Annotated in this window: 25 protein-coding genes; 11 read left to right on the top strand and 14 right to left on the bottom strand. The window is 65.3% G+C overall.

What is annotated here, in order from left to right; translation table 11 throughout:
* Positions 1-46 precede the first annotated feature (46 nt).
* From QTI04_RS13740 to QTI04_RS13730, 3 genes are read left to right on the top strand one after another with little or no spacing between them, the layout of a single operon-like run.
* Positions 47-958, top strand: a complete 912-nt coding sequence (locus QTI04_RS13740) for an ABC transporter permease (RefSeq protein WP_286616158.1) — start codon at positions 47-49, stop codon at positions 956-958.
* A 15-nt stretch (positions 959-973) separates the two neighbouring features.
* Entirely contained in the window at positions 974-1,966 is a 993-nt protein-coding gene (locus QTI04_RS13735) for an ABC transporter ATP-binding protein (RefSeq protein ID WP_286616157.1), read from the top strand.
* Positions 1,963-2,955: an ABC transporter ATP-binding protein gene (locus QTI04_RS13730; protein ID WP_286602807.1), complete on the top strand. Its 993-nt coding sequence runs from the start codon at positions 1,963-1,965 to the stop codon at positions 2,953-2,955. The genes QTI04_RS13735 and QTI04_RS13730 overlap by 4 nt, the downstream gene beginning before the upstream one ends.
* A gap of 9 nt (positions 2,956-2,964) precedes the next feature.
* On the opposite strand, the gene zwf is transcribed toward QTI04_RS13730, so the two are convergent.
* On the bottom strand, positions 2,965-4,434 hold the full coding sequence (gene zwf / locus QTI04_RS13725; RefSeq protein WP_286602805.1) for a glucose-6-phosphate dehydrogenase: 1,470 nt from the start codon (positions 4,432-4,434) through the stop codon (positions 2,965-2,967).
* A gap of 134 nt (positions 4,435-4,568) precedes the next feature.
* On the opposite strand from zwf, the gene QTI04_RS13720 reads away from it, so the two are divergent.
* The 4 genes from QTI04_RS13720 to QTI04_RS13705 are packed head-to-tail and all read left to right on the top strand — an operon-like array spanning position 4,569 to position 9,541.
* Entirely contained in the window at positions 4,569-5,588 is a 1,020-nt protein-coding gene (locus tag QTI04_RS13720; RefSeq protein WP_286616156.1) for an ABC transporter substrate-binding protein, read from the top strand.
* 49 nt (positions 5,589-5,637) lie between these two features.
* Positions 5,638-7,821: an iron ABC transporter permease gene (locus tag QTI04_RS13715; protein ID WP_286616310.1), complete on the top strand. Its 2,184-nt coding sequence runs from the start codon at positions 5,638-5,640 to the stop codon at positions 7,819-7,821.
* Between the two features lie 14 nt (positions 7,822-7,835).
* Positions 7,836-8,882 carry an ABC transporter ATP-binding protein gene (locus QTI04_RS13710; protein ID WP_286616155.1) on the top strand — a complete coding sequence of 349 codons (1,047 nt, stop codon included), beginning with the start codon at positions 7,836-7,838 and terminating at the stop codon, positions 8,880-8,882.
* Entirely contained in the window at positions 8,879-9,541 is a 663-nt protein-coding gene (locus QTI04_RS13705; RefSeq protein WP_286602799.1) for an HAD family phosphatase, read from the top strand. The genes QTI04_RS13710 and QTI04_RS13705 overlap by 4 nt, the downstream gene beginning before the upstream one ends.
* Here QTI04_RS13705 and QTI04_RS13700 read toward each other — a convergent pair.
* Complete coding sequence (locus QTI04_RS13700; protein ID WP_286616154.1) at positions 9,487-10,158, bottom strand: lipocalin family protein; 672 nt, start codon at positions 10,156-10,158, stop codon at positions 9,487-9,489. The genes QTI04_RS13705 and QTI04_RS13700 overlap by 55 nt on opposite strands.
* 112 nt (positions 10,159-10,270) lie before the next feature.
* On the opposite strand from QTI04_RS13700, the gene tal reads away from it, so the two are divergent.
* The 3 genes from tal to QTI04_RS13685 all read left to right on the top strand — a co-directional run bounded on the left by tal (position 10,271) and on the right by QTI04_RS13685 (position 13,204).
* On the top strand, positions 10,271-11,221 hold the full coding sequence (tal, locus tag QTI04_RS13695) for a transaldolase (protein ID WP_286616309.1): 951 nt from the start codon (positions 10,271-10,273) through the stop codon (positions 11,219-11,221).
* The gene (pgi, locus tag QTI04_RS13690) at positions 11,218-12,774 is read left to right on the top strand and encodes a glucose-6-phosphate isomerase (RefSeq protein WP_286602790.1); all 1,557 of its coding nucleotides are present in this window, start codon (positions 11,218-11,220) and stop codon (positions 12,772-12,774) included. Before tal ends, pgi begins: the two co-directional genes overlap by 4 nt.
* A 79-nt stretch (positions 12,775-12,853) precedes the next feature.
* Positions 12,854-13,204: a DUF805 domain-containing protein gene (locus QTI04_RS13685; RefSeq protein WP_286602788.1), complete on the top strand. Its 351-nt coding sequence runs from the start codon at positions 12,854-12,856 to the stop codon at positions 13,202-13,204.
* Between the two features lie 29 nt (positions 13,205-13,233).
* Here the strand turns inward: QTI04_RS13685 and msrA are convergent, their stop codons facing one another.
* From msrA to groES, 3 genes are all read right to left on the bottom strand, one after another.
* The gene (gene msrA, locus QTI04_RS13680; RefSeq protein WP_286616153.1) at positions 13,234-13,974 is read right to left on the bottom strand and encodes a peptide-methionine (S)-S-oxide reductase MsrA; all 741 of its coding nucleotides are present in this window, start codon (positions 13,972-13,974) and stop codon (positions 13,234-13,236) included.
* 110 nt (positions 13,975-14,084) lie between these two features.
* Entirely contained in the window at positions 14,085-15,734 is a 1,650-nt protein-coding gene (gene groL / locus QTI04_RS13675) for a chaperonin GroEL (protein ID WP_286602784.1), read from the bottom strand.
* 48 nt (positions 15,735-15,782) lie between these two features.
* Positions 15,783-16,073, bottom strand: a complete 291-nt coding sequence (groES, locus tag QTI04_RS13670; RefSeq protein WP_093109638.1) for a co-chaperone GroES — start codon at positions 16,071-16,073, stop codon at positions 15,783-15,785.
* A gap of 267 nt (positions 16,074-16,340) precedes the next feature.
* Here groES and QTI04_RS13665 point away from each other — a divergent pair, with 267 nt between their 5' ends.
* Positions 16,341-16,760, top strand: coding sequence for a DUF1801 domain-containing protein (locus QTI04_RS13665; protein ID WP_286616308.1), 420 nt, complete (start codon positions 16,341-16,343; stop codon positions 16,758-16,760).
* A gap of 15 nt (positions 16,761-16,775) precedes the next feature.
* On the opposite strand, the gene QTI04_RS13660 is transcribed toward QTI04_RS13665, so the two are convergent.
* From QTI04_RS13660 to QTI04_RS13620, 9 genes are all read right to left on the bottom strand, one after another.
* Positions 16,776-18,101 carry an NAD(P)/FAD-dependent oxidoreductase gene (locus QTI04_RS13660; protein ID WP_286616152.1) on the bottom strand — a complete coding sequence of 442 codons (1,326 nt, stop codon included), beginning with the start codon at positions 18,099-18,101 and terminating at the stop codon, positions 16,776-16,778.
* A gap of 77 nt (positions 18,102-18,178) precedes the next feature.
* The gene (locus QTI04_RS13655; RefSeq protein WP_286602781.1) at positions 18,179-19,426 is read right to left on the bottom strand and encodes a cation:proton antiporter; all 1,248 of its coding nucleotides are present in this window, start codon (positions 19,424-19,426) and stop codon (positions 18,179-18,181) included.
* A 47-nt stretch (positions 19,427-19,473) separates the two neighbouring features.
* Positions 19,474-20,298 (bottom strand): YihY family inner membrane protein, encoded by an 825-nt coding sequence (locus QTI04_RS13650; RefSeq protein WP_286602779.1) that lies wholly within the window; start codon positions 20,296-20,298, stop codon positions 19,474-19,476.
* A gap of 17 nt (positions 20,299-20,315) precedes the next feature.
* Positions 20,316-20,600, bottom strand: a complete 285-nt coding sequence (locus QTI04_RS13645; RefSeq protein ID WP_286602777.1) for a helix-turn-helix transcriptional regulator — start codon at positions 20,598-20,600, stop codon at positions 20,316-20,318.
* Positions 20,601-20,629: 29 nt separating this feature from the next.
* Positions 20,630-21,028, bottom strand: coding sequence for a VOC family protein (locus tag QTI04_RS13640; RefSeq protein WP_286616151.1), 399 nt, complete (start codon positions 21,026-21,028; stop codon positions 20,630-20,632).
* 10 nt (positions 21,029-21,038) lie between these two features.
* Positions 21,039-21,398 (bottom strand): hypothetical protein, encoded by a 360-nt coding sequence (locus QTI04_RS13635; protein ID WP_286616150.1) that lies wholly within the window; start codon positions 21,396-21,398, stop codon positions 21,039-21,041.
* An 83-nt stretch (positions 21,399-21,481) separates the two neighbouring features.
* Positions 21,482-22,291, bottom strand: a complete 810-nt coding sequence (locus tag QTI04_RS13630; RefSeq protein ID WP_286616149.1) for a class I SAM-dependent methyltransferase — start codon at positions 22,289-22,291, stop codon at positions 21,482-21,484.
* 143 nt (positions 22,292-22,434) lie between these two features.
* Positions 22,435-23,241 (bottom strand): ABC transporter substrate-binding protein, encoded by an 807-nt coding sequence (locus QTI04_RS13625; protein ID WP_286616148.1) that lies wholly within the window; start codon positions 23,239-23,241, stop codon positions 22,435-22,437.
* Complete coding sequence (locus tag QTI04_RS13620) at positions 23,241-24,038, bottom strand: metal-dependent hydrolase (RefSeq protein ID WP_286602962.1); 798 nt, start codon at positions 24,036-24,038, stop codon at positions 23,241-23,243. The genes QTI04_RS13625 and QTI04_RS13620 overlap by 1 nt, the downstream gene beginning before the upstream one ends.
* Positions 24,039-24,139: the final 101 nt, after the last annotated feature.

Genomic DNA, 24,139 nt, shown 5'->3' with positions numbered 1-24,139 from the left:
GGCGGTGCGGCGCCGGCCTGACCGCGGCATCTTCTTCCGCCTCTCGATGAAAAAAACCATAGCCCGCTGGCTCGACAGCGATGTCGGCCACAGCTTTCGCAGCTCGCCGGTCGCGATGCTAGCTGCCGCGATCGCCTTCGTCTGCGTGTTCTGCGCCGTGTTCGCGGGATGGGTGTCGCCGCACAACCCCTTCGACCTCGCGACGCTCGAACTCGGCGACGCTCGCCTCCCGCCGGCCTGGAGTACCGAAGGCACGACCAAGTACTTGCTTGGCACCGATGACCAGGGCCGGGACATCCTCTCGGCGGTGATCTACGGTGCGCGCATCTCGCTGATCGTGGGGCTGGTGTCGGTCATGGTCTCGGTCTTCGTCGGCGTGTTCTTCGGACTGCTCGCGGGCTTCTGGGGCGGCTGGCTCGATGCCTTCCTCATGCGCGTGTGCGACGTGATGCTGTCGTTTCCGCCGATCCTCGTGGCCCTGCTGATGGCGGGTGTCGGCCGCGCGCTGTTTCCGGACGCGCCCACCTCGGTGGCCTTTGGCGTGCTCATCATCTCGATATCGCTGACCGGCTGGGTGCAATATGCGCGCACGGTGCGCGGTTCGACCCTGGTGGAACGCAGCAGGGAGTACGTGCAGGCCGCACGCGTGACGGGTGTATCGCCGTGGCGAATCATGATGCGCCACGTTCTGCCGAACGTGATGGGCCCGGTGCTGGTGCTCGCAACGATCCAGGTCGCCACCGCCATCATCACCGAGGCCACGCTGTCTTTTCTCGGTGTCGGTGTGCCGCCGACCTCACCCTCGCTGGGCACCCTGATCCGCGTCGGCAACGAATACCTGTTTTCCGGCGAATGGTGGATCACCGTGTTCCCTGGCGCGATGCTCGTACTGATCGCATTGAGCGTGAACCTGCTGGGTGACTGGCTGCGCGATGCGCTCAACCCGCGACTGCGCTGAAGGCGAAACGAACCCATGAGCCTGCTGCAAGTTCAGAACCTGGTCGTCGAATTTCCGAATCGCCGCGGCACGCTGCGCGCGCTGGACGACATCTCCTTCGACATCGCGCCGGGCGAAATCCTCGGTGTGGTGGGTGAGTCGGGCGCGGGCAAGTCGCTCACCGGCGCGGCCATCATCGGGCTGCTCGAGCCACCCGGCCGCGTGGCCGCCGGGCAGATCGTGCTCGAAGGCCAGCGCATCGACAACCTCGACCACGAGGCCATGCGCCACATCCGTGGGCGCAAGATCGGCGCGATCTTCCAGGACCCCCTGACCTCACTGAACCCGCTCTACACGATCGGCCGGCAACTGATCGAGACCATCCGCACGCACCTCCCGGTGAACGAGGCGGAGGCACGCCGGCGCGCCATCGGACTGTTGCAGGACACGGGCATCCCCGCGGCCGCGCAGCGCATCGATCACTTTCCGCACCAGTTCTCGGGCGGCATGCGCCAGCGCGTCGTGATTGCGCTCGCGCTCGCGGCCGAACCGAAGCTGATCGTTGCCGACGAGCCCACCACCGCGCTGGACGTCTCGATCCAGGCGCAGATCATCCAGTTGCTCAAGGGCATCTGCAAGGAGCGCGGCGCCGCCGTGATGCTGATCACCCACGACATGGGCGTCATTGCCGAAACCTGCGATCGCGTGGCCGTGATGTACGCCGGCCGCGTGGTCGAGATCGGGCCAGTGCATGAGGTGATCCATCAGCCGGCCCATCCCTACACCTCGGGCCTGATGGCCTCCATCCCCGACATGACGATGGACCGCGAACGCCTCAACCAGATCGACGGCGCGATGCCGCGGCTCAATGCCATTCCAAAGGGATGCGCCTACAACCCGCGCTGTCCGCGCGTCTTCGACCGTTGCCTGGTCGAACGTCCGGACCTGCTCAATGCTGGTGCCACGCGGGCCGCGTGCTGGCTGCACGAAGCGCACACGGCCTCGCCGGCCTACGGAGGCGCGGCATGACGCCACTGGTGCAGGCACACGATCTCGCCAAGAGCTTCGACGTTTCGCCGCCCTGGCTCAACCGCGTACTAGAGCGCAAGCCGCGCGTGTTGCTCAAGGCCGTCGATGGCGTGAGCTTCTCGATCGAACGCGGCAAGACGCTCGCACTGGTAGGTGAATCCGGATGCGGCAAGAGCACCGTGGCCCGCCTGCTGGTCGGGCTGTACGACCCCACGCGGGGCGGCATGCAGTTCGATGGACAGGATGCGCACGCGGCCTTCAAGACGGCCGAGGGGCGCACGCTGCGCCGTCGCATCCAGATGATCTTCCAGGACCCCTATGCGAGCCTCAACCCGCGATGGATCGTCGAGGACATCGTCGGCGAGCCGCTGCGTGAGCACGGCATCTTCGCCAAGGGACCCGAACTCAAGGCGCGCGTCGGCGACCTGCTGAAGTCGGTAGGCCTGAGTCCACTGGACATGGTGAAGTACCCGCATCAGTTCTCCGGCGGGCAGCGCCAGCGTATTTCCATCGCGCGAGCCCTGGCGACGCAGCCGGAGTTCCTCGTGTGCGACGAGCCCACATCTGCGCTCGACGTGAGCGTGCAGGCGCAGGTGCTCAACATCATGAAGGACCTGCAGCGCGAGCAGGGGCTGACCTACCTCTTCATCTCGCACAACCTCGCGGTGGTGCGCCATGTCGCGGATGAGGTCGGCGTGATGTACCTGGGGCGCCTGGTCGAGGTGGCCGAGAAGCACACGCTGTTCGACTCACCGCAGCATCCCTATACGCGCATGCTGCTCGATGCCATTCCGCAGATGAAGCACACCGGGCGGCGCCGCACGCCGGTGCAAGGTGAGGTGCCGAACCCGCTCGACCCGCCGACGGGCTGCACCTTCCATCCGCGCTGCCCGCTCGCCAACGAGCGTTGCAAGGCGGAGCGCCCACCGCTGCAAATGCTGCGTGGGGTGCAGGTTGCCTGCCACGCCGTGGAAGAAGGCAGGGCCTAGCTTCGGGCTTTACTGTTCCTCGCCCCAGGCGTAGCCGTCGCGGGCGATCATCGCGCTGGAAGCACTCGGCCCCCAGGTGCCTGCTGCATAGGGCCGCGGTACGCCCTCGGAGGCCCAGCTGTCGATCAGCGGCTCGACCCAGCGCCATGCCTCTTCCTGCTCGTCGCTGCGCACGAACAGGTTCAGTCGACCATCGATCACATCGAGCAACAGGCGTTCGTAGGCGCCCACGCGCTCGGAGCCGAAGCGTTTGTCGAAATCGAGGTCGAGCTGCACGGGTGCCAGTTGCGGACCGGCGCGGCGGTTACCGTTGCGCTGGCGGTTGTCCTGCGCCTGCGCGAGCATGTGCAGTTCCAGACCGTCCTTGGGCTGGAGGTTGATCACGAGCTTGTTCACCGCACTGGCCGGCGCACGGAAGATGGCGTGAGGCGTCGGCTTGAAGTTGACTTCGATGCGCGCATCGCGCGACGCCAGCCGCTTGCCCGTGCGGATGTAGAGCGGGACGCCGGCCCATCGCCAGTTGGCGATTTCGGTGCGCAGCGCCACGAAGGTCTCGGTGCGGCTTTCGGGGTCCACGCCCGGTTCGTCGCGATAGCCTTGCACGCGTTCGCCGTAGGCCGTGCCCGCGGCGTATTGGCCGCGAATCGCATGCAGGCCGATCGATTCGGCCGTCCACGGCTTGAGGGCGCGCAACACCTTGAGCTTTTCGTCTCGAATCGCATCGGCATGTGCGTTGATCGGCGGCTCCATGCCAATGGCGCAGACGAGCTGCAATGCATGGTTCTGCACCATGTCCCGCAGCGCGCCCGTCTGGTCGTAGAAGCTCCCGCGCTTCTCCACGCCCAGGTCTTCGGCGATCGTGATCTGGATGTTCGCGATGTGCTCGCGGCGCCAGATCGGCTCGAAGAGCGCATTGCCGAAGCGCATCGCGAACAGGTTCTGCACCGATGGCTTGCCAAGGTAATGGTCGATGCGGAACACCTGATGCTCCGCGAGAACCTGGCACACGGCCTTGTTGATCGCACGGTTCGAGGCCAGGTCGTGGCCCAGCGGCTTTTCGAGCACGACACGCGTCTGCGGCCCATTGAGGCCGGCCGCGGCGATCTGCTCGACCACTTGCGTGAAGAGCGCCGGCGCCGTGGCCAGGTACATCACCACGGTGCCGGCATTGCGCGCCTTCAGCACCCGGGCCAGCTTTTCATAGTCGGCGGGCTGCGACAGATCCATGCGCAGGAAATAGAGCAGCGACGCGAACTTCTTGAACTCCTCCGGCGTCGGCCGCTTGGCGCCCTCGACCGCCTCGAAGCGCGACTGGATCAATTCGCGGTAGGCGTCGTCAGAAAGATCATCGCGCGCCACGCCGATGATGCGGCCGTCTTCGGGCAGGCTGCCATGCCGGAACGCCTGGAACAAGGCAGGCATCAGCTTTCGCCATGCGAGATCACCGGTACCGCCAAAGAGGACGAGGTCGAAACTCATGGATACATCCGTAGGGTTGTGTGGGGCGAGCATGAAGCTTGCCTCGAATGGTACTTGTACCGATCTGGAGAGCGGCACCTCCGGGCTAAGCTGAAATGCAACAGGGAGGACCCATTGTTCTGGAGAGGTCCTGGATGAAGAAGATTTTCAGCATGACGGTGATGGCTGCGTTGATCGGCATGTCTGCCGGCGCTTCGGCCCAGACTGTCAACGTCATCTGTTCGGTCCAGGCCGACTGGTGCAACATGATCGCGACCGTGTACGCGCGGACCACCGGCGTCAAGCTCAACATGGCGCTCAAGGGCTCGGGCGAAGCGCTGGCGCAGCTGATTGCGGAGAAGGACAACCCCAAGACCGACGTCTGGTTCGGCGGCACGGGCGACCCGCATCTGCAGGCGGCCGAATCGGGCCTCACGCTCGAATACAAGTCGCCGACCTTGTCGCAGCTCTATCCGTGGGCCCAGCAGCAGGCCCAGCAGTCCGGCTACAAGACGGTCGGCATCTATTCGGGCCCACTGGGCTTCGCCTACAACACGGAACTGGTGCAGAAAAAGAAGCTGCCCGTGCCGCGTAGCTGGGCCGATCTGCTGAAGCCCGAATACAAGGGCGACATCCAGGTGGCGAATCCGGCGTCGAGCGGCACCGCCTACACGATGATCGCGACGCTCGTCCAACTGATGGGTGAAGACAAGGCCTTCGAGTATCTCAAGGGCCTGCACCGCAACGTCGGCCAGTACACGCGCTCCGGCACCGGACCGATCAAGGCGGTCGCGCGTGGCGAGACCGCGGTGTCGATCAGCTTCGTGCACGACGCCCCGCAGGAAAAGATGCAAGGCTTCCCGGTGGAGACCACCACGCCTTCGGAGGGCACGGGCGCCGAGATCGGCTCCATGAGCATCGTGAAGGGTGCGCGCAACCTCGAGCAGGCGAAGAAGTTCTACGAATGGGCGCTCACGCCGCAGGCGCAGACCTTCGGCGCCGCGGCAAAGCAATACCAGTTGCCTTCGAACAAGGCGACGGCTGTGGACCCTAACGTGCCGGACTTCAAGAAGATCAAGATGATCGATTACGACTACGCGAAGTACGGCGCGAGCGCCGAGCGCCGGCGCCTGATCGCGCGCTGGGAGAAGGACGTCAACTCGCTCCCACGCTAGCGTGCCTGTGTCCTCCGCACTCGCTGGGCGCCGCAGCGCCAACACACCCATCTGGATATGCATCGCGACCGGCGTGATCGGCTATGTCGCGCTGCCCTGGTATGCGATTCAGGACACCTCCTGGTACGAGGCGCTTCCGCAAGTCGTCAGTGCAGGAGAAGGCGCGAACGGCGTGATGCAGGCGGCGCTGCAGGGGCGGAGCTGGCTCTACATCGGGCTGATCGGACTGGCGATATGCGCCCTCGGCGGCTTGCTGCGCGCTGGCCGTGCACAAGGCCGGTTGCTGCTTGTCGGCGGCGCGGTGGGCAGCGTGGGGCTGGCGCTCAGCGGCTTCCTCATCGGCGCGCGCGGCTGGAGTTTTGCCTTTCTCAACGGCCACCTCGGTGAACTGTCGCTGAATCAGTTCGGTATCGGCGCGGGCGGCGCCGTCGCGGTCGTGTCGCTGGTGCTGCTTGCGGCCTTCGGGTTGGCGCGACTGGGTTTCTACAAAGGCGACCTGTTCGTTTCCGGCGCAGTGATCGCATGCGGCGTGCTGATGGCCTTGTTCATCGCCTACCCCGTGAGCAAGGCGCTCGCGGGCGCCTTCATCGATGAGGACGGGGGATGGTCGCTGGCCGCCTTTGTTGCACGCCTCGGCACGGAGCGGATCTGGGGGTTGGGGTGTCTCGCGGGCGGTGTGCGTTGTGGCGTGGCCTGGAACACGCTGGCGCTGGCGCTGCTCACCGCCGTGGGCACCACCTTCCTCGGCACGCTGATGGCGCTGATGGCCGAACGCGGGAGCAGGCGCTGGCAGGGACCGCTGCGCGTGCTCGCACTGCTGCCCATCATCACGCCGCCCTTTGTCGTCGGGCTTGGCCTGATCCTGCTGTTCGGCCGCGCCGGCGTGGTCAACCAGTTCCTCGAAAGCAGCTTCGGCATCGAACCCACGCGCTGGTTCTACGGCATGCCGGGCGTGCTCGTCGCGCAATTGTTCGCCTTCACGCCGATCGCCTTCATGATCATGCGGGGCGTGGTGCAGGGCGTGTCGCCGAGCCTGGAAGAGGCCGCGCAGATGCTTCGCGCCGACCGTCGCCGTACCTTCTTCACCATCACGCTGCCTTTGCTCAAGCCTGGGCTCGCGAACGCGTTCCTCGTCGGCTTCATCGAAAGCATTGCGGACTTCGGCAACCCGATCGTCGTGGGCGGCCAGTTCTCGGTGCTGTCGACGGACATCTTCTTTGCGATCGTCGGTGCACAGTACGACCAGGGTCGCGCCGCATCGCTGGCCTGGGTGCTGACGATCTTTGCGCTCGGCGTGTTCGCGATCCAGCGCTGGGTGCTCGGCAAGCAGAGCTACACGACGGTGACAGGAAAGGGCGATGCCGGCATCCCGATGGCCTTGCCCGACGGCGTGCGCCGCACCACCTACTGCATTGCGCTGCCGTGGATCGCATTCACCGTGGTCGTCTATCTCTTCGCCTTCGCGGGTGGTTTCGTTCAGACCTGGGGGCGCGACTACACCTTCACGCTCAACCATTTCAAGAACGCCTTCGCGCTGGAATGGGGACAGTTCGGCCTGGTGTGGGCGGGCACGGCGTGGAATTCGCTGATCACGACCGTCAAGCTCGCGGGCATCTCGGCGCCGCTGACGGCGGGCTTTGGCCTGCTGATCGCCTGGCTGCTGGCGCGCAATGAATTCAAGGGGCAGGGCGCGTTCGAGTTCGCAGCGCTCCTGGCCTTCGCGATTCCCGGCACGGTGCTCGGCGTGAGCTACATCCTGGCGTTCAACGTGCCGCCGCTCGAACTCACGGGCACGGGGCTGATCATCGTGCTGTGCTTCATCTTCCGAAACCTGCCGGTGGGCGTGCGAGCGGGGACGGCGGCATTCAAGCAACTCGATCGCTCGCTCGACGAGGCATCGCTGATGCTGCGCGCATCGACTTCGCAGACGCTCTTCAAGGTGGTGCTGCCGCTGCTCAAGCCGGCCCTGGTGGCGGCGCTGGTCTACAGTTTCGTGCGCGCCATGACGACGGTGAGCGCGGTGATCTTCCTGGTCACGGCCGAGAACGAGCTGGCGACGACCTACATCATCGGGCGCGTCGGCAACGGAGACTATGGCCTGGCGCTCGCATACTGCACGGTGCTGATGATCCTGATGTCGATCGCGATTGCGCTCGTGCAACTCGTCGTCGGCGAGCGCAAGCTGGGACGGCGCAAGGTCGGCATTCCGGCCATTGCGGCCCCGGTGCATTGATGACGGGAAAATTCATGAGCAACGGCATCGAACTTCGCAACATCACCAAGCGCTACGGCAATGACGCGCGCACGCCCCTGGTGGTGAAGGGCGTCAGCTTCGAGGTGCCGGCGGGCACCCTTACCACCATCCTCGGTCCCTCGGGCTGCGGCAAGACGACCATCCTGCGAATGATTGCCGGACTCGAGTCGCCGACCTCCGGCTCGATCCTCATGGGCGGCCGCGACGTCACGACGCTGGGGCCGGCCGAGCGCAACGTGAGCATGATGTTCCAGAGCTATGCGCTGTTCCCGCACATGAACGTGATCGAGAACGTGAGCTACGGGCTGCGAATGAGCGGTGTGCGCAAGAACGAGGCGACGGCGCGCGCACGGGACGCGCTCAAGGGCGTGGGCCTGGTCGGCTTCGACGAGCGCCTGCCGAGCGAGCTGTCGGGCGGCCAGCAGCAGCGTGTCGCGCTCGCCCGCGCGCTGGTGCTGGAGCCCGCCGTGCTGCTGTTCGACGAACCGCTCTCCAACCTCGATGCACGGCTGCGCCGCGAGATGCGCGAGGAGATCCGCAATCTGCAGCGACGGCTTCACCTCACCGTCGCCTACGTCACGCACGACCAGAGCGAAGCGCTCGCGGTCAGCGACGAGATCATCGTGATGGACCATGGCGTCATCGCACAGCGCGGAACGCCCGAGCAACTCTACGGCCATCCCGAAAGCGAATTCGTCGCCGGCTTCATGGGCGAGGCGATGGTGTTTCCCGCACTGGCCCAGCCCGATGGACGGGTACAGATGGGGCCGCTGATGCTGACGCCCGGCTACCCGATCGCGCCTGGCATCGTCAAGGTCGCGGTGCGGCCGGAGGCCTGGTACATCGGCGCGGCGGTCGGCCTGCCGGCGATCCTGCGCAAAGCGGCTTTCCTGGGCAACTTTTACGAGTACGCTTTCGACACCGCACTCGGTTCGGTGTTCGTGGTGTCGACAGATCTCGCCCACCCTTTGGCAGCCGGTGCGGAGACCCACCTTTCTCTCACCAGTCACGGCGTTTCCATCGTGCCTGCCGCCCTATGAATGTTGTCTTCGATCTGGGTGCCGTGCTCCTGACCTGGGAGCCCGTGGCACTGGTGCAAGCGAATTTCGAGCCTCACGCGCCGACCGCCGAGGCGGCGCATACGCTGGCCGGCCAGATGTTCCATCACGAGGATTGGCTCGGCTTCGATCGAGGCACGCACAGCCTGGACGATGCCATCGGCCGCATGGCCCTTCGCCTCGCCCTGCCGGCCGACCGGCTCAGCGACGTGCTGGCACCGATGGGCGAAAGGCTCGAGCCGATCGCCGTCACGGTGGACCTTCTGGCGTCGCTGCGCGCGCGCCGCGACGCGGGGGAAGACTTGCGGCTCTATTACCTTTCCAACATGCCCGCGCCCTATGCGCGTGTGCTGGAGTACCGCCATGCCTTCTTCCGATGGTTCGACGGCGGCATCTTCTCTGGCGACGTGCGCGTGATCAAGCCGCAACCCGAGATCTACGGGTTGCTCGCCGAGCGCTATCGGCTCAAGGGGGCGGAGACCGTGTTCATCGACGATTCGCTCGCCAACGTCGTGGCGGCGCGCGAGTTCGGCTGGCACGCGATCCATTGCGAGCGGCCGAGCGCCGTGCCCGCGCAACTGGCGGCCTACCTGCCTGTCAACTCGACCTTGTCGACGTCGAAGCCCAGCGTGCGGGCGTAATCGAGTTCCGCCTGCAGCGCGGCCTCGTCGAGTCGGGGGGCGCGCGACAGCACCCACAGGTACTGGCGGTTCGGCGTGCCGACCAGGGCGACCTGGTAGTCGCGGTCGAGCTTCAGGATCCAGTAGTCCCCCCAAACCAGCGGCAGCCAGCTCAGCCATTCGGGCGCGAAACGCACTTCGAGCCGTCCCGCGCCGGGCTGGCCGGCGACGGGCACCACCCGGGCCGAGCCCACGGATTCGTCGAAGCTTCCGTCAGCCAGGATGCAACGATTGCGCACTTCCACGCCGCCGTTGTCCAGCAACGTGTACTCGGCCGTGACGGGGCCAGTGCACTGCTTCTGGAAACGGTTGGGCAGGCGTGCCTGCTCGTGCCACACGCCCGCGTAGCGCTTCAGGTCGACCGGCGCCACGACCTGGAGCGGAGCGCGCATCAGCGGTGCGCCGTCGGCGGGGCCGGCAACGGTTTGCGCGCGTGCGGCGCGGGTACTCGACAGTGCCAGCAGGGTCAACGCGCCGCCGACGCAGAAGGCCGTCGCCAGCGTGCCGATGGACGCGCTGTGGACGCGGTCATCGAAGACGACGGTGGGAGGCGGGGCGCGGCGGGTGCGAAATGGCATGGCGTTTCTCCGGAGGACGGTCAGGCAAGCGGCAAGGTTAGTGAGCCGCCACGCCAAGCCACGTCAGCCGGGGACCACACGGTCTGTAGTTTTGCGGCGGGATAATGGCCGAATGAACCAACTCGCTGCCCTCCGTCAATGGACCACCGTAGTGGCCGACACCGGTGATTTCCGTCAACTGGCCCAGTTCAAGCCCCGGGACGCGACGACCAATCCGTCGCTGATCCTCAAGGCCGTGCAAAAGCCGGAATACCGCCCCTTGCTGGACGAAGCGGTCAACAAGCACAACGGCCAGCCGATCGACGAAGTGATCGACCGGCTGCTGGTGCGCTTCGGCACCGAGATTCTTTCGATCATCCCGGGCCGCGTCTCGACCGAGGTCGATGCACGGCTGAGCTTCGATACGCAAGCGACCATCGCCCGCGCGGAGCGCATCGTGGCGCTCTATCGTGCGGAGGGTGTCGATGTCGGGAAGCGCCTGTTGATCAAGATCGCCTCCACCTGGGAAGGCATCGAGGCGGCGCGGCAGCTCGAGAAGAAGGGCATCCACTGCAATCTCACGCTGCTGTTCTCCTTCGCGCAGGCGGTGGCCTGCGGGGCGGCCGGGGTGCAACTGATCTCACCCTTCGTCGGGCGCATCTACGACTGGTACAAGAAATCGGCCGGCAGCAACTGGAACGAAGCAGACAACGCCGGCGCCAACGACGCGGGCGTGAAATCGGTGCGTCAGATCTTCGACTACTACAAGAAGCACGGCATCGCTACGGAGGTCATGGGCGCGAGCTTCCGCAATGTCGGGCAGATCGCCGCGCTCGCCGGCTGTGACCTGCTCACCATCAGTCCCGAACTCCTGGGCGAGCTCGCCGCCAGCGATGCGCCCTTGAGCCATGCGCTGGACGCCGAGGCGGCCCAGCGCCTCGACATTCCGAAGCTGACACTCGATGAACCGGCGTTTCGCTTTGCGCTGAACGAAGACGCGATGGCGACCGAAAAGCTCGCCGAGGGCATTCGCGCCTTCGCCGCCGACGCGGTCAAACTCGAAAAGCTAATGGAGGCCACATGACGAGAACCCGTTGCGATCGCACGGCCGCATGGGCCGAACTCCAGTTGCACTACGACAAGGTCGGCCTCGGCTTCGATGTGCGGAAGGCCTTTGCTGCCGACCCGAAGCGCTTTGGCGCCTTGAGCCAGTCGGCGCCGTATCTCTTCGCCGACCTGTCGAAGAACCTGACCGATACGCGGACGGAAGAGCTGCTGCTGGCCGTCGCCCGCGAATCGGGCCTGGAGGCGCATCGTGACGCAATGTTCGCGGGCGAGCACATCAACGAGACCGAAAACCGTGCGGTGCTGCATACGCTGCTCAGGCGGCCGGCTTCGGCGCCCGTCACCGGCGACCTCGCCGCCGCCTTTGGCGACGTGCAGTCCACGCTGACGGCGATGCTGGCGTACGCCGAGGAAGTCCGCGCCGATCACACGATCACCGACGTGGTCAACATCGGCATCGGCGGCTCCGATCTCGGGCCGCAGATGGCGGTGCTGGCGCTCGACCAGTTCGTCGCGCCCGGCAAGCGATTCCACTTCGTCTCGAACGTCGACGGCCATGAGCTGGCCGGCGTGCTGCGCGGCCTGGCGCCCGAGCACACGCTGTTCCTGATCGCGTCGAAGACCTTCACCACGGCCGAGACGATGGCGAATGCGCAGTCGGCCAAGCGCTGGTTCGAGCAGTCCGGCAGCGTGGACATCGCCCGCCATTTCGCTGCGCTCACGACCAATGTCGAAGCAGCGCGCGCCTTCGGCATCGAGACGACCTTCGGCTTCTGGGATTGGGTCGGCGGCCGCTACTCGCTGTGGTCGGCCATTGGCCTGCCGATCGCGCTGGCGATCGGCGCGGATGGCTTTCGCGGCCTGCTTGCCGGCGCCCATGCGATGGACGAGCACTTCCGCACGGCGCCGCTCGCGCAGAACCTGCCCGTGCGCCTGGGCCTGCTCGACGTCTGGCATCGCAATTTCCACCGCTTCACCAGCCGAGGCATCGCCCCGTACCACAGCGCGCTCAGGCGCCTGCCTGCCTACCTGCAGCAGCTCGAAATGGAGAGCAATGGCAAGCAGGTGGACATGGCCGGCAAGCCGCTGACTTTCGGAACCTCGCCCGTGCTGTGGGGCGAACCGGGCACCAATGGCCAGCACGCGTACTTCCAGATGCTGCACCAGGGCACGGACGTGGTTCCGCTCGAATTCATCGCCGTGCGCGATGCCGCGCACGACCTCGATGGCCATCATCCCAAGCTGCTGGCCAACGCACTCGCGCAGGCCCAGGCGCTGATGGTCGGCCAGCGCGACGAGGGCGGCCACCGGAGCTTTCCGGGCAACAGGCCAAGCACCTTCTTCGTGATGGAAGAGCTGACGCCCGAGTCGCTCGGCGCCTTCCTGGCGCTCTACGAGCACCGCGTGTTCACCAGCGGCTCGCTCTGGGGCATCAACAGCTTTGACCAGTGGGGTGTCGAACTCGGCAAGGTGCTGGCCAAGGACATCGAGCCACGGCTCGCCTCGGGCAACGCCCAGGGGCTTGATGCCTCCACCGCCGGCCTGCTCGAACGCTTGCGCCAGCGCGTTTGAAGTGCCAGGAAGGCCGGCGAACCGCTCGATATGATGGCCGCGGGGTTTTCCCGTGGGAATCAACAAGAGGAGTTTGCACATGAACTTTCAACAGGCCGTTCAGACCTGCTTTCGCAAGTACGTGGACTTTTCGGGTCGGGCAGCGCGACCCGAGTACTGGTGGTTCATCCTGGCGTACGTCGTGGCCGCGTTCGTGGCCGGCTTCGTTCACGAGTACATCTACTTCATCGTGGTGCTCGTCTTCCTGTTGCCGCTGCTGGCGGCCGGCGCGCGCCGTCTGCATGACATCGGTAAGAGCGGCTGGTGGCTGCTGCTCGGGCTGATCCCGGTCATCGGTGGCCTGGTGCTCCTCTATTTCACGGTGCAGCCGAGCCAGCCCGAGTCCAATGAGTACGGGCCGCCACCTGCGCCGGTGCCGGCCGGCGCCTGACCCTGCTGCCGTGAATCGTTCGGCGCCGCTCAGGCGCCAGACCTCACCAGTACCGGTTTCACGCGATAGATCTCGGGAAACACGCGCTTCAGGTTGTCGACCTTCGGCAGGTCGTTGAAGGCGATGTACGGGTGGTCCGGGTTGCGCGTCATGAAGTCCTGGTGGTAGCCCTCAGCCGGATAGAAGGCCTTCAGCGGCTCGATGGTGGTGGCGATTGGCTTGCCGAACACCTTGGCCTTGTCGAGCTGGGCGATGTAGCTCTTAGCGATGCGCGTCTGCTCGGCATTGGCCGGGAAGATCGTCGAACGGTATTGCGTCCCGGTGTCCGGCCCTTGCCGGTTCAGCTCCGTCGGATTGTGGGCGACTGAAAAATAGATCTGCAACAGCCGGCCGAAACTGATCTGCCGGGGGTCGTAGGTGATGCGAACCGCTTCAGCGTGGCCGGTATTGCCCAATCCAACAGCGTCATAGTTCGCCGAGGCGGCATCGCCGCCGGCATAGCCCGAGACGGCGCTGTTCACGCCCTTGACGTGCTGGAACACCCCCTGCACCCCCCAGAAGCAGCCACCCGCAAGGACGGCAGTCTCGGACCCCGCGCCAGCCGCCGTCTGATCGTCCTTGGGCGACGGAACGACCACGGCGCGCTCGCCCGCCATCGACGGCGCGGCCCGCCACAGACCCAGTCCCGCCAACGCGGCGAGCGCTGCAAGCACCGGTCGCCGTGGCAGGGTGATGGACTCGGTGGAATTCGGCTGGATGGGCGCTTTCATGACTGCTGGCTCCTTGTGTCTTCGCAGTGTGGCGCTTTTTCCCCCCAAAACGAAAAAACCCCGCAGCGTGAGCCGCGGGGTTCCTTGTTGGCTGGAAAGCCGGGCGTGAATTACATGCCCATGCCGCCCATGCCACCCATGCCGCCCATGTCGGGCATGCCGCCGCCGGCAGCTTCGTCCTTCGGTGCGTCGGCGACCATGGCTTCGGTCGTCAGCAGCAGCGAGGACACCGAAGCGGCGTTCTGCAGTGCGGTGCGGGTCACCTTGGTCGGGTCCAGGATGCCGAGTTCGAGCATGTCGCCGTAGCTGTCGTTCTGGGCATTGAAGCCGTAGTTGCCCTTGCCGGCCAACACAGCGTTCACGACCACCGAGGCTTCGCCGCCGGCGTTGTTGACGATCTCGCGCAGTGGCGCTTCGATGGCCTTGAGCACCAGCTTGATGCCGGCGTCCTGGTCAGCGTTGTCGCCCTTGAGCTTGTCGCCCACGGCTTGCTTGGCGCGCAGCAGGGCCACGCCACCACCGGCAACCACGCCTTCTTCCACTGCAGCGCGAGTGGCGTGCAGGGCGTCTTCGACGCGAGCCTTCTTTTCCTTCATTTCGACTTCGGTGGCAGCGCCAACCTTGATCACTGCAACGCCGCCGGCCAGCTTGGCCACGCGTTCTTGCAGCTTTTCGCGGTCGTAGTCGCTGGTGGCTTCTTCGATCTGCACACGCACTTGCTTGACGCGGGCTTCGATGTCGCCGGCGGCACCGGAGCCGTCGATGATGATGGTGTTTTCCTTGCCCACTTCGATGCGCTTGGCCTGGCCGAGGTCGGCCAGCGTCACCTTTTCAAGGGTCAGGCCCACTTCTTCAGCGATGACCTTGCCGCCCGTCAGGATGGCGATGTCTTCCAGCATGGCCTTGCGACGGTCGCCGAAGCCAGGTGCCTTGACGGCCACGACCTTCAAGATGCCGCGGATGGTGTTCACGACCAGGGTCGCCAGGGCTTCGCCTTCGACTTCTTCGGCGATGATCAGCAGCGGACGGCCGGCCTTGGCCACTTGCTCCAGCGTGGGCAGCAGGTCGCGGATGTTGCTGATCTTCTTGTCGAACAGCAGCACGAACGGGTTCTCGAGGATCGCGCTTTGCTTTTCGGGGTTGTTGATGAAGTAGGGCGACAGGTAGCCGCGGTCGAACTGCATGCCTTCGACGACGTCGAGTTCGCTGTCGAGCGACTTGCCGTCTTCCACGGTGATCACGCCTTCCTTGCCGACCTTGTCCATCGCGTCAGCGATCAGCTTGCCGATGGTTTCGTCGCTGTTGGCCGAGATCGAGCCGACTTGCGCGATTTCCTTCGAGGTGGTCGTGGCCTTGGAAGCCTTCTTCAGCTCGGCGACGAGGGCGGTGACCGCCTTGTCGATGCCGCGCTTCAGGTCCATCGGGTTCATGCCGGCAGCCACCAGCTTGAAACCTTCGCGAACGATGGCTTGCGCCAGCACGGTCGCGGTGGTGGTGCCGTCACCGGCGTTATCCGAAGTCTTGGAAGCCACTTCCTTCACGAGCTGGGCGCCCATGTTCTGGAGCTTGTCCTTGAGTTCGATTTCCTTGGCGACGGACACGCCGTCCTTGGTCACGGTGGGGGCGCCGAAGGAGCGCTCGAGCACCACGTTGCGGCCCTTGGGGCCCAGGGTCACTTTGACTGCGTTGGCGAGGATGTTCACACCTTCGACCATGCGCGCGCGGGCTTCACCGCCGAAGACTACGTCTTTTGCTGCCATGAGATTTCTCCGAGATTCAGTTGGATGGGGGATGAGGGCTTGAGAAAATTACTTCTCGACGACTGCGAACAGGTCGTCTTCCTTCATGACTAGCAGTTCGTCGCCGTCGACCTTGACGGTCTGGCCGCTGTACTTGCCGAACAGGACGCGGTCACCGACCTTGACGCTCATCGCGCCGAGTTCGCCCTTGTCGTTCTTCTTGCCAGGACCGACGGCCAGCACTTCGCCCTGATCGGGCTTTTCGGCGGCGTTGTCGGGGATCACGATGCCCGAGGCGGTCTTGGTTTCGCTTTCAATGCGCTTGACGATCACGCGATCGTGCAAAGGACGAAGTTTCATTGCATCTCCTGATAAGAAACGGGGGTTTGGTTCGGGCGCCGGCGCGGTTGCCGGCTCCACAACGTCAAAAGCCGGCGTTGTTAGCACTCAGCTTGGACGAGTGCTAATCATAAGGGCCTTTTGCACACTTTCAAGAGCCTCCAGGCTCCAAAACCGGGCAATCCGGGCGGATGGCACGGCTTTGACGCGCCGAGCCTACCGGCGGCCTACATGGCTATCCTCCATCGTCTTGCAATGAATTTTCTCTGCAATATCAAGGATGTAGGCATGAAAAAGTCGGACGCCAGCGAAGGCCAGTCGGCCTCGGAACTCATCTCAAACAAAATCGCCGACCTCGGGGACTGGCGCGGGAAAACCCTTGCCCGAATGCGCAAGCTCATCAAGGAGGCGGACCCGGACGTCGTCGAGGAGTGGAAGTGGATGGGCACGCCGGTCTGGTCGCACGACGGCATCGTCTGCACCGGCGAGTCCTACAAGAGTGTCGTGAAGCTCACCTTCGCCAAGGGCGCGTCGCTGAAGGATCCGGTCCGTCTCTTCAATTCGAGTCTTGACGGAAACACACGCCGGGCGATCGACATCCACGAAAGGGAAGAGGTTGACGAGTCCGCCTTCAAAGCGCTCATTCGCGAAGCGATCGACCTCAACAGTTCTGGCAAGTCGAAGTCTTCGAAGAAGCCGAAATCCTAGGCTCCGGTCCTTGCGTCAATCCGCTCGCTGAATCGTCTCTCCCTTCAGCGGTCCCATGTCGCGGATATTGAAGCGGTGGCGTTTCCAGCCTGCGTACGTACGGCGCCAGTTCACCAGCGACACGAAGTAGTACATCACCTTGAACATGAAGAGCGAGCGGCGGTAGGCAGGTCCGTGGTGGATGTCTGCCGCCAGCAGCGACATCAGCCCCTGCTTGACCTTGAAGGCGTTCTGCGGATGCATGAACATGTCGCGGATCGTGGGGTTGGTCACCCGATAGATGAACCACGAGTAGTCGCGCGGGCCCACGCGCATGCGCTGCTCGAGCGCGACGCGCGCCGGGGCGAGTTCGCCGGGGCGGTCGAGTGCTGTGGCGACCAACTTCGCGCCGTCGAAGGCGCTCTGCATCGCCAGGAACACGCCGGAGGAAAACATCGGGTCGATGAAGGTGTAGGCGTCGCCCACCATGAGGTAGCGCTCGCCGGTGGCGTGCGTGCTGGAGTACGAGAAGTTGCCCGTGGCGTGCACCTTGTCGTCGACCAGCGTGGCGTCCTTCAGCCGGTCCTTCAGCTCGGGGCACAGTGCGATGGTGTCGTAGAAGTACTCCTTCAGCGGCTTGTCGCGGGCTTTGAGGTAGTAGGCCCAGCAGACCGCGCCGACGCTGGTCGTGCCGTCGGCCAGCGGGATGAACCAGAACCAGCCGTGCTCGAACCAGCAGATGCTGATGTTGCCCTCGCGCCGGCCTTCCAGCCGCCGCGCGTTGCGGAAGTGGCCGAAGAGCGCCGTGCTGTTGTGGTCGGGGTTCTTCTGCTTGCACTTGAACTTGTTGGCGAGCAGGGTGTCCCGGCCGCTGGCGTCGACCACGAAGCGCGCGCGCCATTCGCGCGCCGCGCCGTCGTCGAGTTGTGCGCGAACGATGGCGCCCTCGTCGTCGAAGTCCACTTGTCGCACCTTCGCGCCTTCGAGAGTCAGCGCGCCTTTTTGCTCCGCGTTACGGAACAGCAGCGTGTCCAGTTCGGAGCGGCGCACCTGCCAGGCGAAATCCTTGGACGGATCCCAGCCTTCGGAAAAATCCACGTAGCTGCAGTAGTCCAGATCCGGCGGCACGAACTCGATGCCGAACTTCGGCATCCCGATCTTCTCGACCTGATCGCGCACGCCCAGCTTCTCGAACAAGGCGACATTGCCCGGCAGCAGCGACTCGCCGATATGGAAGCGCGGGTGGTGGTCCTTTTCGAGCAGGACCACCCGGCGGCCTTCCTGCGCCAACAACGTCGCAATCGTCGAGCCCGCCGGCCCGCCGCCGACCACCAGAACATCGCACTCCTGCCTTGCTTCCATGAAGAAACTCTCTCTTGAATTGATATGCGGCGTCAACGTCGCCACGGATGAAGGATGCCCCTGCGAAGTCGCGGGGTCTAGGTGCGCTTCGGCCTGTCGATGGGCTCCGGATTCTGCCGGCCGATCAGCGAGAGCAGCGGCCCGGTCGCGGCTGTCGTGACCAGCGCCATCACCAGCAGCATTGTGAACAGCTCGGCGCCGATCAGTCCGGCATCGAGACCGACCTTGATGACGATGAGCTCCATGAGCCCGCGCGAATTCATGAGCGTCCCGGTCGCCAGGCTTTCGCGCCATCCGTAGCCGCACACGCGCGCGCCGGCCGCACCGCCCACGATCTTGCCCACGCACGCCACGAGAAGAATGAGCCCCAGCGCGCCCAGCCCAGCACTGCCGAACGCGCCCGAGGAGGTGCCCAGGCCGGCCAGCGCGAAGAAAATTGGCATCAGCACGACGATCGACAAGGGCTCGATCCGCTTTTCCAGAGCGTGCAGCAGCCGGTCGTCGCGCGGCAGCGCGATGCCGAACAGGAACGCACCGAACACCGCATGCAGGTGCAGCCATTCGGTGAGCATGGCGCAAACGAAGAGGCCGATGAGCAGCGCTGCCAGCACCATCGGCGACGGTACGCCGTCCGGCGCATGCTTGCGAAGCTGCCTGGCCAGCAGCGGCTTCACGATCAGGAACACCACGGCCACCAGCACCGCCAGTCCCAGCGCGATGCGCACGAAGCCCTTCAGGCCGGCGCCCGCGCTCGCCAACGCGATGACCAGCGCCAACAGCACCCATGCCAGCGCGTCGACCACTCCTGCGGCGCCCAGTGACAACTGGCCGACACGAGTGCGGGTCATGTTGCGATCCTTGAGGATGCGCGCCAGGACCGGGAAAGCCGTGATCGACAGCGCCACGCCGAGAAAGAGCGCGAACGGCCAGAAAGCGACACCCGGCGGCGCGAGCGACGGATGCAGCGCCGGCGCGATCGCCACGCCCAGCGCCATCGGCAGCGCCATGCTCGACAGCCCGACCCAGCCTGCCGCCTTGAGTTGGGCCCCCATGCCGCTGGGTGCTCGGAGTTCGGCGCCGACGATGAACATGAACAGGACCACGCCCATCGTCGCCAGCGAGGACAAACCCAGCAGCGACGCAGGCGGGAAGAGTTGCGCATGCCATTGCGGGAACAGCGCGCCGAACACCACCGGCCCGAGCAGGATGCCGGCAGCCATCTCGCCAATGACCATCGGTTGACCCACCGCGCGAAGCGCAAGGCCGCAGGCGCGCGCGGTGACAAGGATGACGCTGAGCTGCAGGAAAAGGAGGGTCAAGGACATTGCGAGAACAGGTCTGGGGGGCGACGTAGTATCCCCTCATCGGCGCACTAGGCTCGAGCGACCTTGCCTCCCGAACGCCGTCGAGTGAGCGCCAGGTTGGCCGCCAACATGGCGGCGACCAGCGTGACCAGCCACGAGAAGTACACCCACAGCAGGAACATGGGGAGAGTGGCGAACGCCCCGTACAGCGCCTTGTAGGTTGGCACCTTGACGAGGTAGGCGGTGAAGCCGCGCTTGCCCAGTTCGAAGGCCATGCTGGCGATCAAGCCCCCCGCAGCGGCGTCGCGCAGCCGGACCTTGGTGTTCGGAACGAGGTAGAACATGCTCGTCAGTGCGATCACGCCGAGCATGAGCGGACCGAGGTCGACCACGAATGCGAGCGATGGTGGCAGCGCGCCGATCAACCCCTTGGAATTGCCCAGGAGGTACGACGTTGCCCAGAGACTCAGACCCAGAACGGGAGGCCCGACCACCAACATCAACAGGTACAAGCCGACCCTCTTGAAGAACGGCCGATTCTTTCGGACCTCCCACATCTGGTTCAGTGCATTCTCGACGGTCAGCAACATCGCGATGGCTGTGCCCAGCAAGAAGAGCGAGCCGACCCACGTCAGGCTGCTGGCGTTCGAGGCGAACTGGGTCAGGTACTTGAGGACCGTGCGTGCGATGTCCGCCGGAAGCAGCCTGCTCAACAAGAACTCTTGGAGCGCGTCCTTGAATCGCCTGAAGACCGGGAACTGCGTGAACAGAACGAAGCTCGCGGCCAGCAAAGGCACGATGGACAGCAAGGTTGTGAACGTCAGGCTCCCTGCAACCTGGGGCAAGCGCTCTTTCCTGGCGCGTTGGATCGTCAGACGGGTCAGGCTGAACATGTATTGCGGCGACGCGACTAAGCCTCGGTGACCGCGCATTTCGCTGAAGACTCCGGAGGAGACTGCAACGTCGTGGTGATGCCGTATAGCGCAAGCATCCCCAGCACGTGACCGATTGCGACGCCGGGTTCACCGGATTCGATCCGGGCGATCGTTTGGACGTGCACGCCCAGCCGGGCCGCCGCGGTGGCTTGGCCATCGCCGGCACTGGTCCGGGCCAGCTTGGCGGCCGCACCCATGTCCTTGATGGCCCGAAGGGCGTTGCTGTCGATGTCTGCAGAGATGCGCTTGCCTTGAGCCATGCGTGAATTGTCGCTGCACTGCGCGAAGGTCAGCCCGCGTCCTCGACTGTGTGACCCAGTTCCTGACCATACGCAATCTCCAGCGTGTGACCGTCCGGATCCCGCATCAGCGCCCAATATCCAACCGGAGGACCCGAATCTGCGGGCTCTCGAGCCAGGCATTGATCCTCTCGCGCAAGTTGACAAAGCCGATCGACTTCTTCCCGGGAACGCACTCCGACGCCAAGGTGCGCCATCGGCAGCAGCGGTTTGATTTCGTTCGCAGTTTCGATCAGAACGACGGCAAAAGGTCTTGTGCGGTCACTGACCCAAACGACCCCCGGACGTGAATGCACAGCTTGCATACCGGCGTACTTTGAATAGAAAGCCACGCTGGCCGCAAGAGAGTGCACGGGAAGCGCGACATGGGTCAGGCCAATGTCCGACATGGCCGAGCACCTAGAGCCTGCGTGCCATCGCCACGGCTTGGAGTTCGGGCACGAGGGTCAGAAGGCGGCGTGTGAGCCAATACAGGTGGGACGCATCGATCGGGTTGGGCAACTTCAAGGTGTTGATCAAGCGCTGAGGACGATCCCCCAAGGGCAGGGCGGTCAGCGGCTCGAGGACCATCGCGAGTTCCTGTCGCACCTGCTCGTCCACGAGATCATGGTCATCCAGGCTGCGCCAGATGGCCTGGACTGCGCGTTCGCACAACTCGGCATCCGATGGCTTCGTCATTTCCATGGGATAGCCCAACGGGGGTATCGGCGGCATGCCCCGCGCTGGTCCGCCTGCAAGATGACTTCTTCGTGAGGGCATGTTCTGCTCCTTCAGGGTGCAGTCACGATACGCCGCACCAAAGTGAATCGCAATGGCGCACGCAATGAGGCAGTTAGCGCATCTCAAGAGGGTGTCGTCCCCTTCACGGCCCACGCGTGTGCAGCAAAGGAGCGAGGCCCATCGGCGTCGCCATCGAGATAGGCCGCCTCGAGGGCGCCTCGCAGGCGCTCCCGCCCGTCGTCCGTCAGGCTGGCGACGTACTCTGCGGCGGGGCCTTCGCTTCCCTCGTAGGGCGTCCAGTAGTCCGAGAAGGAGGCGAACTCCATGCGCATGACCAGGGAGGTTTCCACCACGTCCTTCAACCCGGCGTTGCGCCATGCCCGTTGCAGCTCTCCGGGCCGTGTCATGGGGCGCGTGTAGTTTCGTGCGCGGCGCTCCCTGGCATCGGGATCGAGTGCAGCAGCGGTGTCGAAGAACATCCGGTTCGCGATAAAGCCCCCTCGAACGTCCCATACGGCAGCGCCGACCACCCCGCCGGGCTTGGCCACGCGGCGCATCTCGGCGATCGCCTGCTCCGCCTGCGGCACGAAGTGCAAGACCAGCAGCGACAGCACCCGGTCGAAGTTGCCGTCCGGGAAGGGCAGCGCGCAGGCATCCGCCACCTCGAAGACGATGCGCGCATCCTGGTTGTGGCGCCTCGCGTGCTCGATGTAGGGCTGCGCCAGGTCGACGCCCCGAAGCTCGCCTGAGCCGGACCGCCGGGCCACCGCGAAAGTCAGGTGGCCGGTGCCGCAGCCGACGTCGAGCACGCGATCGCCTTCCGCAGTGCCGACGAAATCCAGGAAGGGAAGCGCAAGTTGCCGGCTCCAGCGGCCCATCACTCGCTCGTACGCATCGCCTTGCGTGGCCAGGTAGGTTGAAGAGGTGTTCATTGGGTGGCCTCCATGCGGGGCAACGTATGTTGCAGTTCAAGGCCGTCGGCTGCAACTCGCGGCGGATACACGGTCGACTACAGCCCCGAGAACCACCATGGGTCGCGGTTCGTCGAACTGGCGATGGTGGGGCTGGGCGGTTGCTACGTGCGGTGAACGGCAGGCGCCACGCCCGCGCCTTCGATGCCGTGCTTCTTCAGCGAGTCCGCCACGAAGCCCGAGGCCTTCATCTCCTCGATGAAACCGCTGAGCCATGCCTGCGATGCGACACGGCCCTTTGGCACGCCCATGGCCTGTTCGATGACCATGAAGCGCCCGGGCAGCAGGCGCACGCCGCCCACCCGCTTCGCATCCGCTTCCAGTTGCTGCTTCACGCCGGCGGCCACTTCGAGGTTCTGGGCGAGGAAGAGGTTGGTCACTTCAGGCGAGGTCGGGGCGCGCACCAGGGAGGCGGACTTCAGCTCGCGCGTCAGGAACAGGTCGTAGGCGCTGCCCCGGCCCACGGCGACGCGTGTGCCGGGGCGGTCCACTTCCTCGTTGCGCTGAAGCGGCGAGTTGTTGCGCACCAGGTAGGCGCCTTCGATGATCACGTAGGGCGCCGTGTATTCCATGTCCGCCGCGCGGACCGGGTCGATCGCGACGAACGCGAGGTCGACTTGGCGCGCCTTGACCGCTTCCACCACGTTGCCCGCGGAGTTGAAGAGCACGAGCTCGACCGGCAGGTCGAGGCGTCGGCCCGCCTCGCGCGCGAGGTCCGCCGACACGCCGAGCGGCTCGCCGGCTGCGTCCTTGCTTGCGAGGATCGGGTTGCCGAAGTTGATGGCGGCGCGCAGCTTGCCCGTGGCTCCCAACTCGGCCCTGGCCGCCGCGCGAGTGTCCGGCCGGGTGCTCGCGCAACCGGCCAGCAGCAGCCCGCCCGCGGCACAGAAGGAGCGGCGTGCGGCGTCCATCAGAAGTCGACCTTCTGGCCCGGCTCGGGCACCAGCACCCGCGTCGTGGAAGCGCCGAGCGCCGACGTGAATTCGGCCGGCGTTCCGCGCAGCAGCGGGAAGGTGCCGTAGTGCATCGGGATTGCGTAGCGGGGCTTGATCATGTCGCGCACGGCGGTGGCGGCATCCTGCGGCCCCATGGTGAAGTGGCCGCCGATCGGGATCAGCACCAGGTCGGGCTTGTACGTTTCGCCGATCAGCTTCATGTCGCCGTACAAGCCGGTATCGCCCATGTGCCAGATCTTGAAGCCGTTCTCCAGCTCGATGATGTAGCCCACCGGCTCGCCGCCGAAGTGCGTTTCCTCCTTGTCGGTGGCGGGGTTCTTCCACACCAGTTCGGACGAATGCTCGGCATGGACGGCGGTGATCTTCACACCGGTCGGGCCGAAGGGCGCGACCGTGCCGCTCTTGCCGAAGCGCTGCACCTGCGCCGTGGGCAGGATGCCCAGGCTCACGATGGCCGCTCCCATACCGCCGGCGTTGTAGACCGGCGCGTTGTTCAGCTTCGCGAGCGCCGGCGCGTCATTGAAGTGGTCGTAGTGCGCGTGCGTCACCAGGATCAGGTCGACCTTGCCCAGTGCATTCAGCTGCTTGAAGGCGGCCGGCGTCTTCGGGTTGGTGGTGAGCCACGGGTCGATCACGATGACCTTGCCGCCGGGCGTGGTGATGCGCATGGTGGCCTGGCCGAGCCAGAGCACTTCGGCCTTGCCCGCGGCGATGGTCCCCGGTTGCGCGGGCTGCAGCGCGGGCGCCTGCATGGCGGTGCCGGCGCACCCGGCGAGGGCGGCGGTGATGGCGGCGGCTGCAAGGAGGGAGCTGAGTTTCTTCATGTGCCTCTTTCGATCTCTCGTTGATGTGC

This window comes from Variovorax sp. J22R115 (assembly GCF_030317005.1).
Classification (GTDB): Bacteria; Pseudomonadota; Gammaproteobacteria; order Burkholderiales; family Burkholderiaceae_C; genus Variovorax.
Note: the sequence above shows the minus strand (reverse complement) of the source record. Positions and strands in the feature narration are given on the sequence as shown.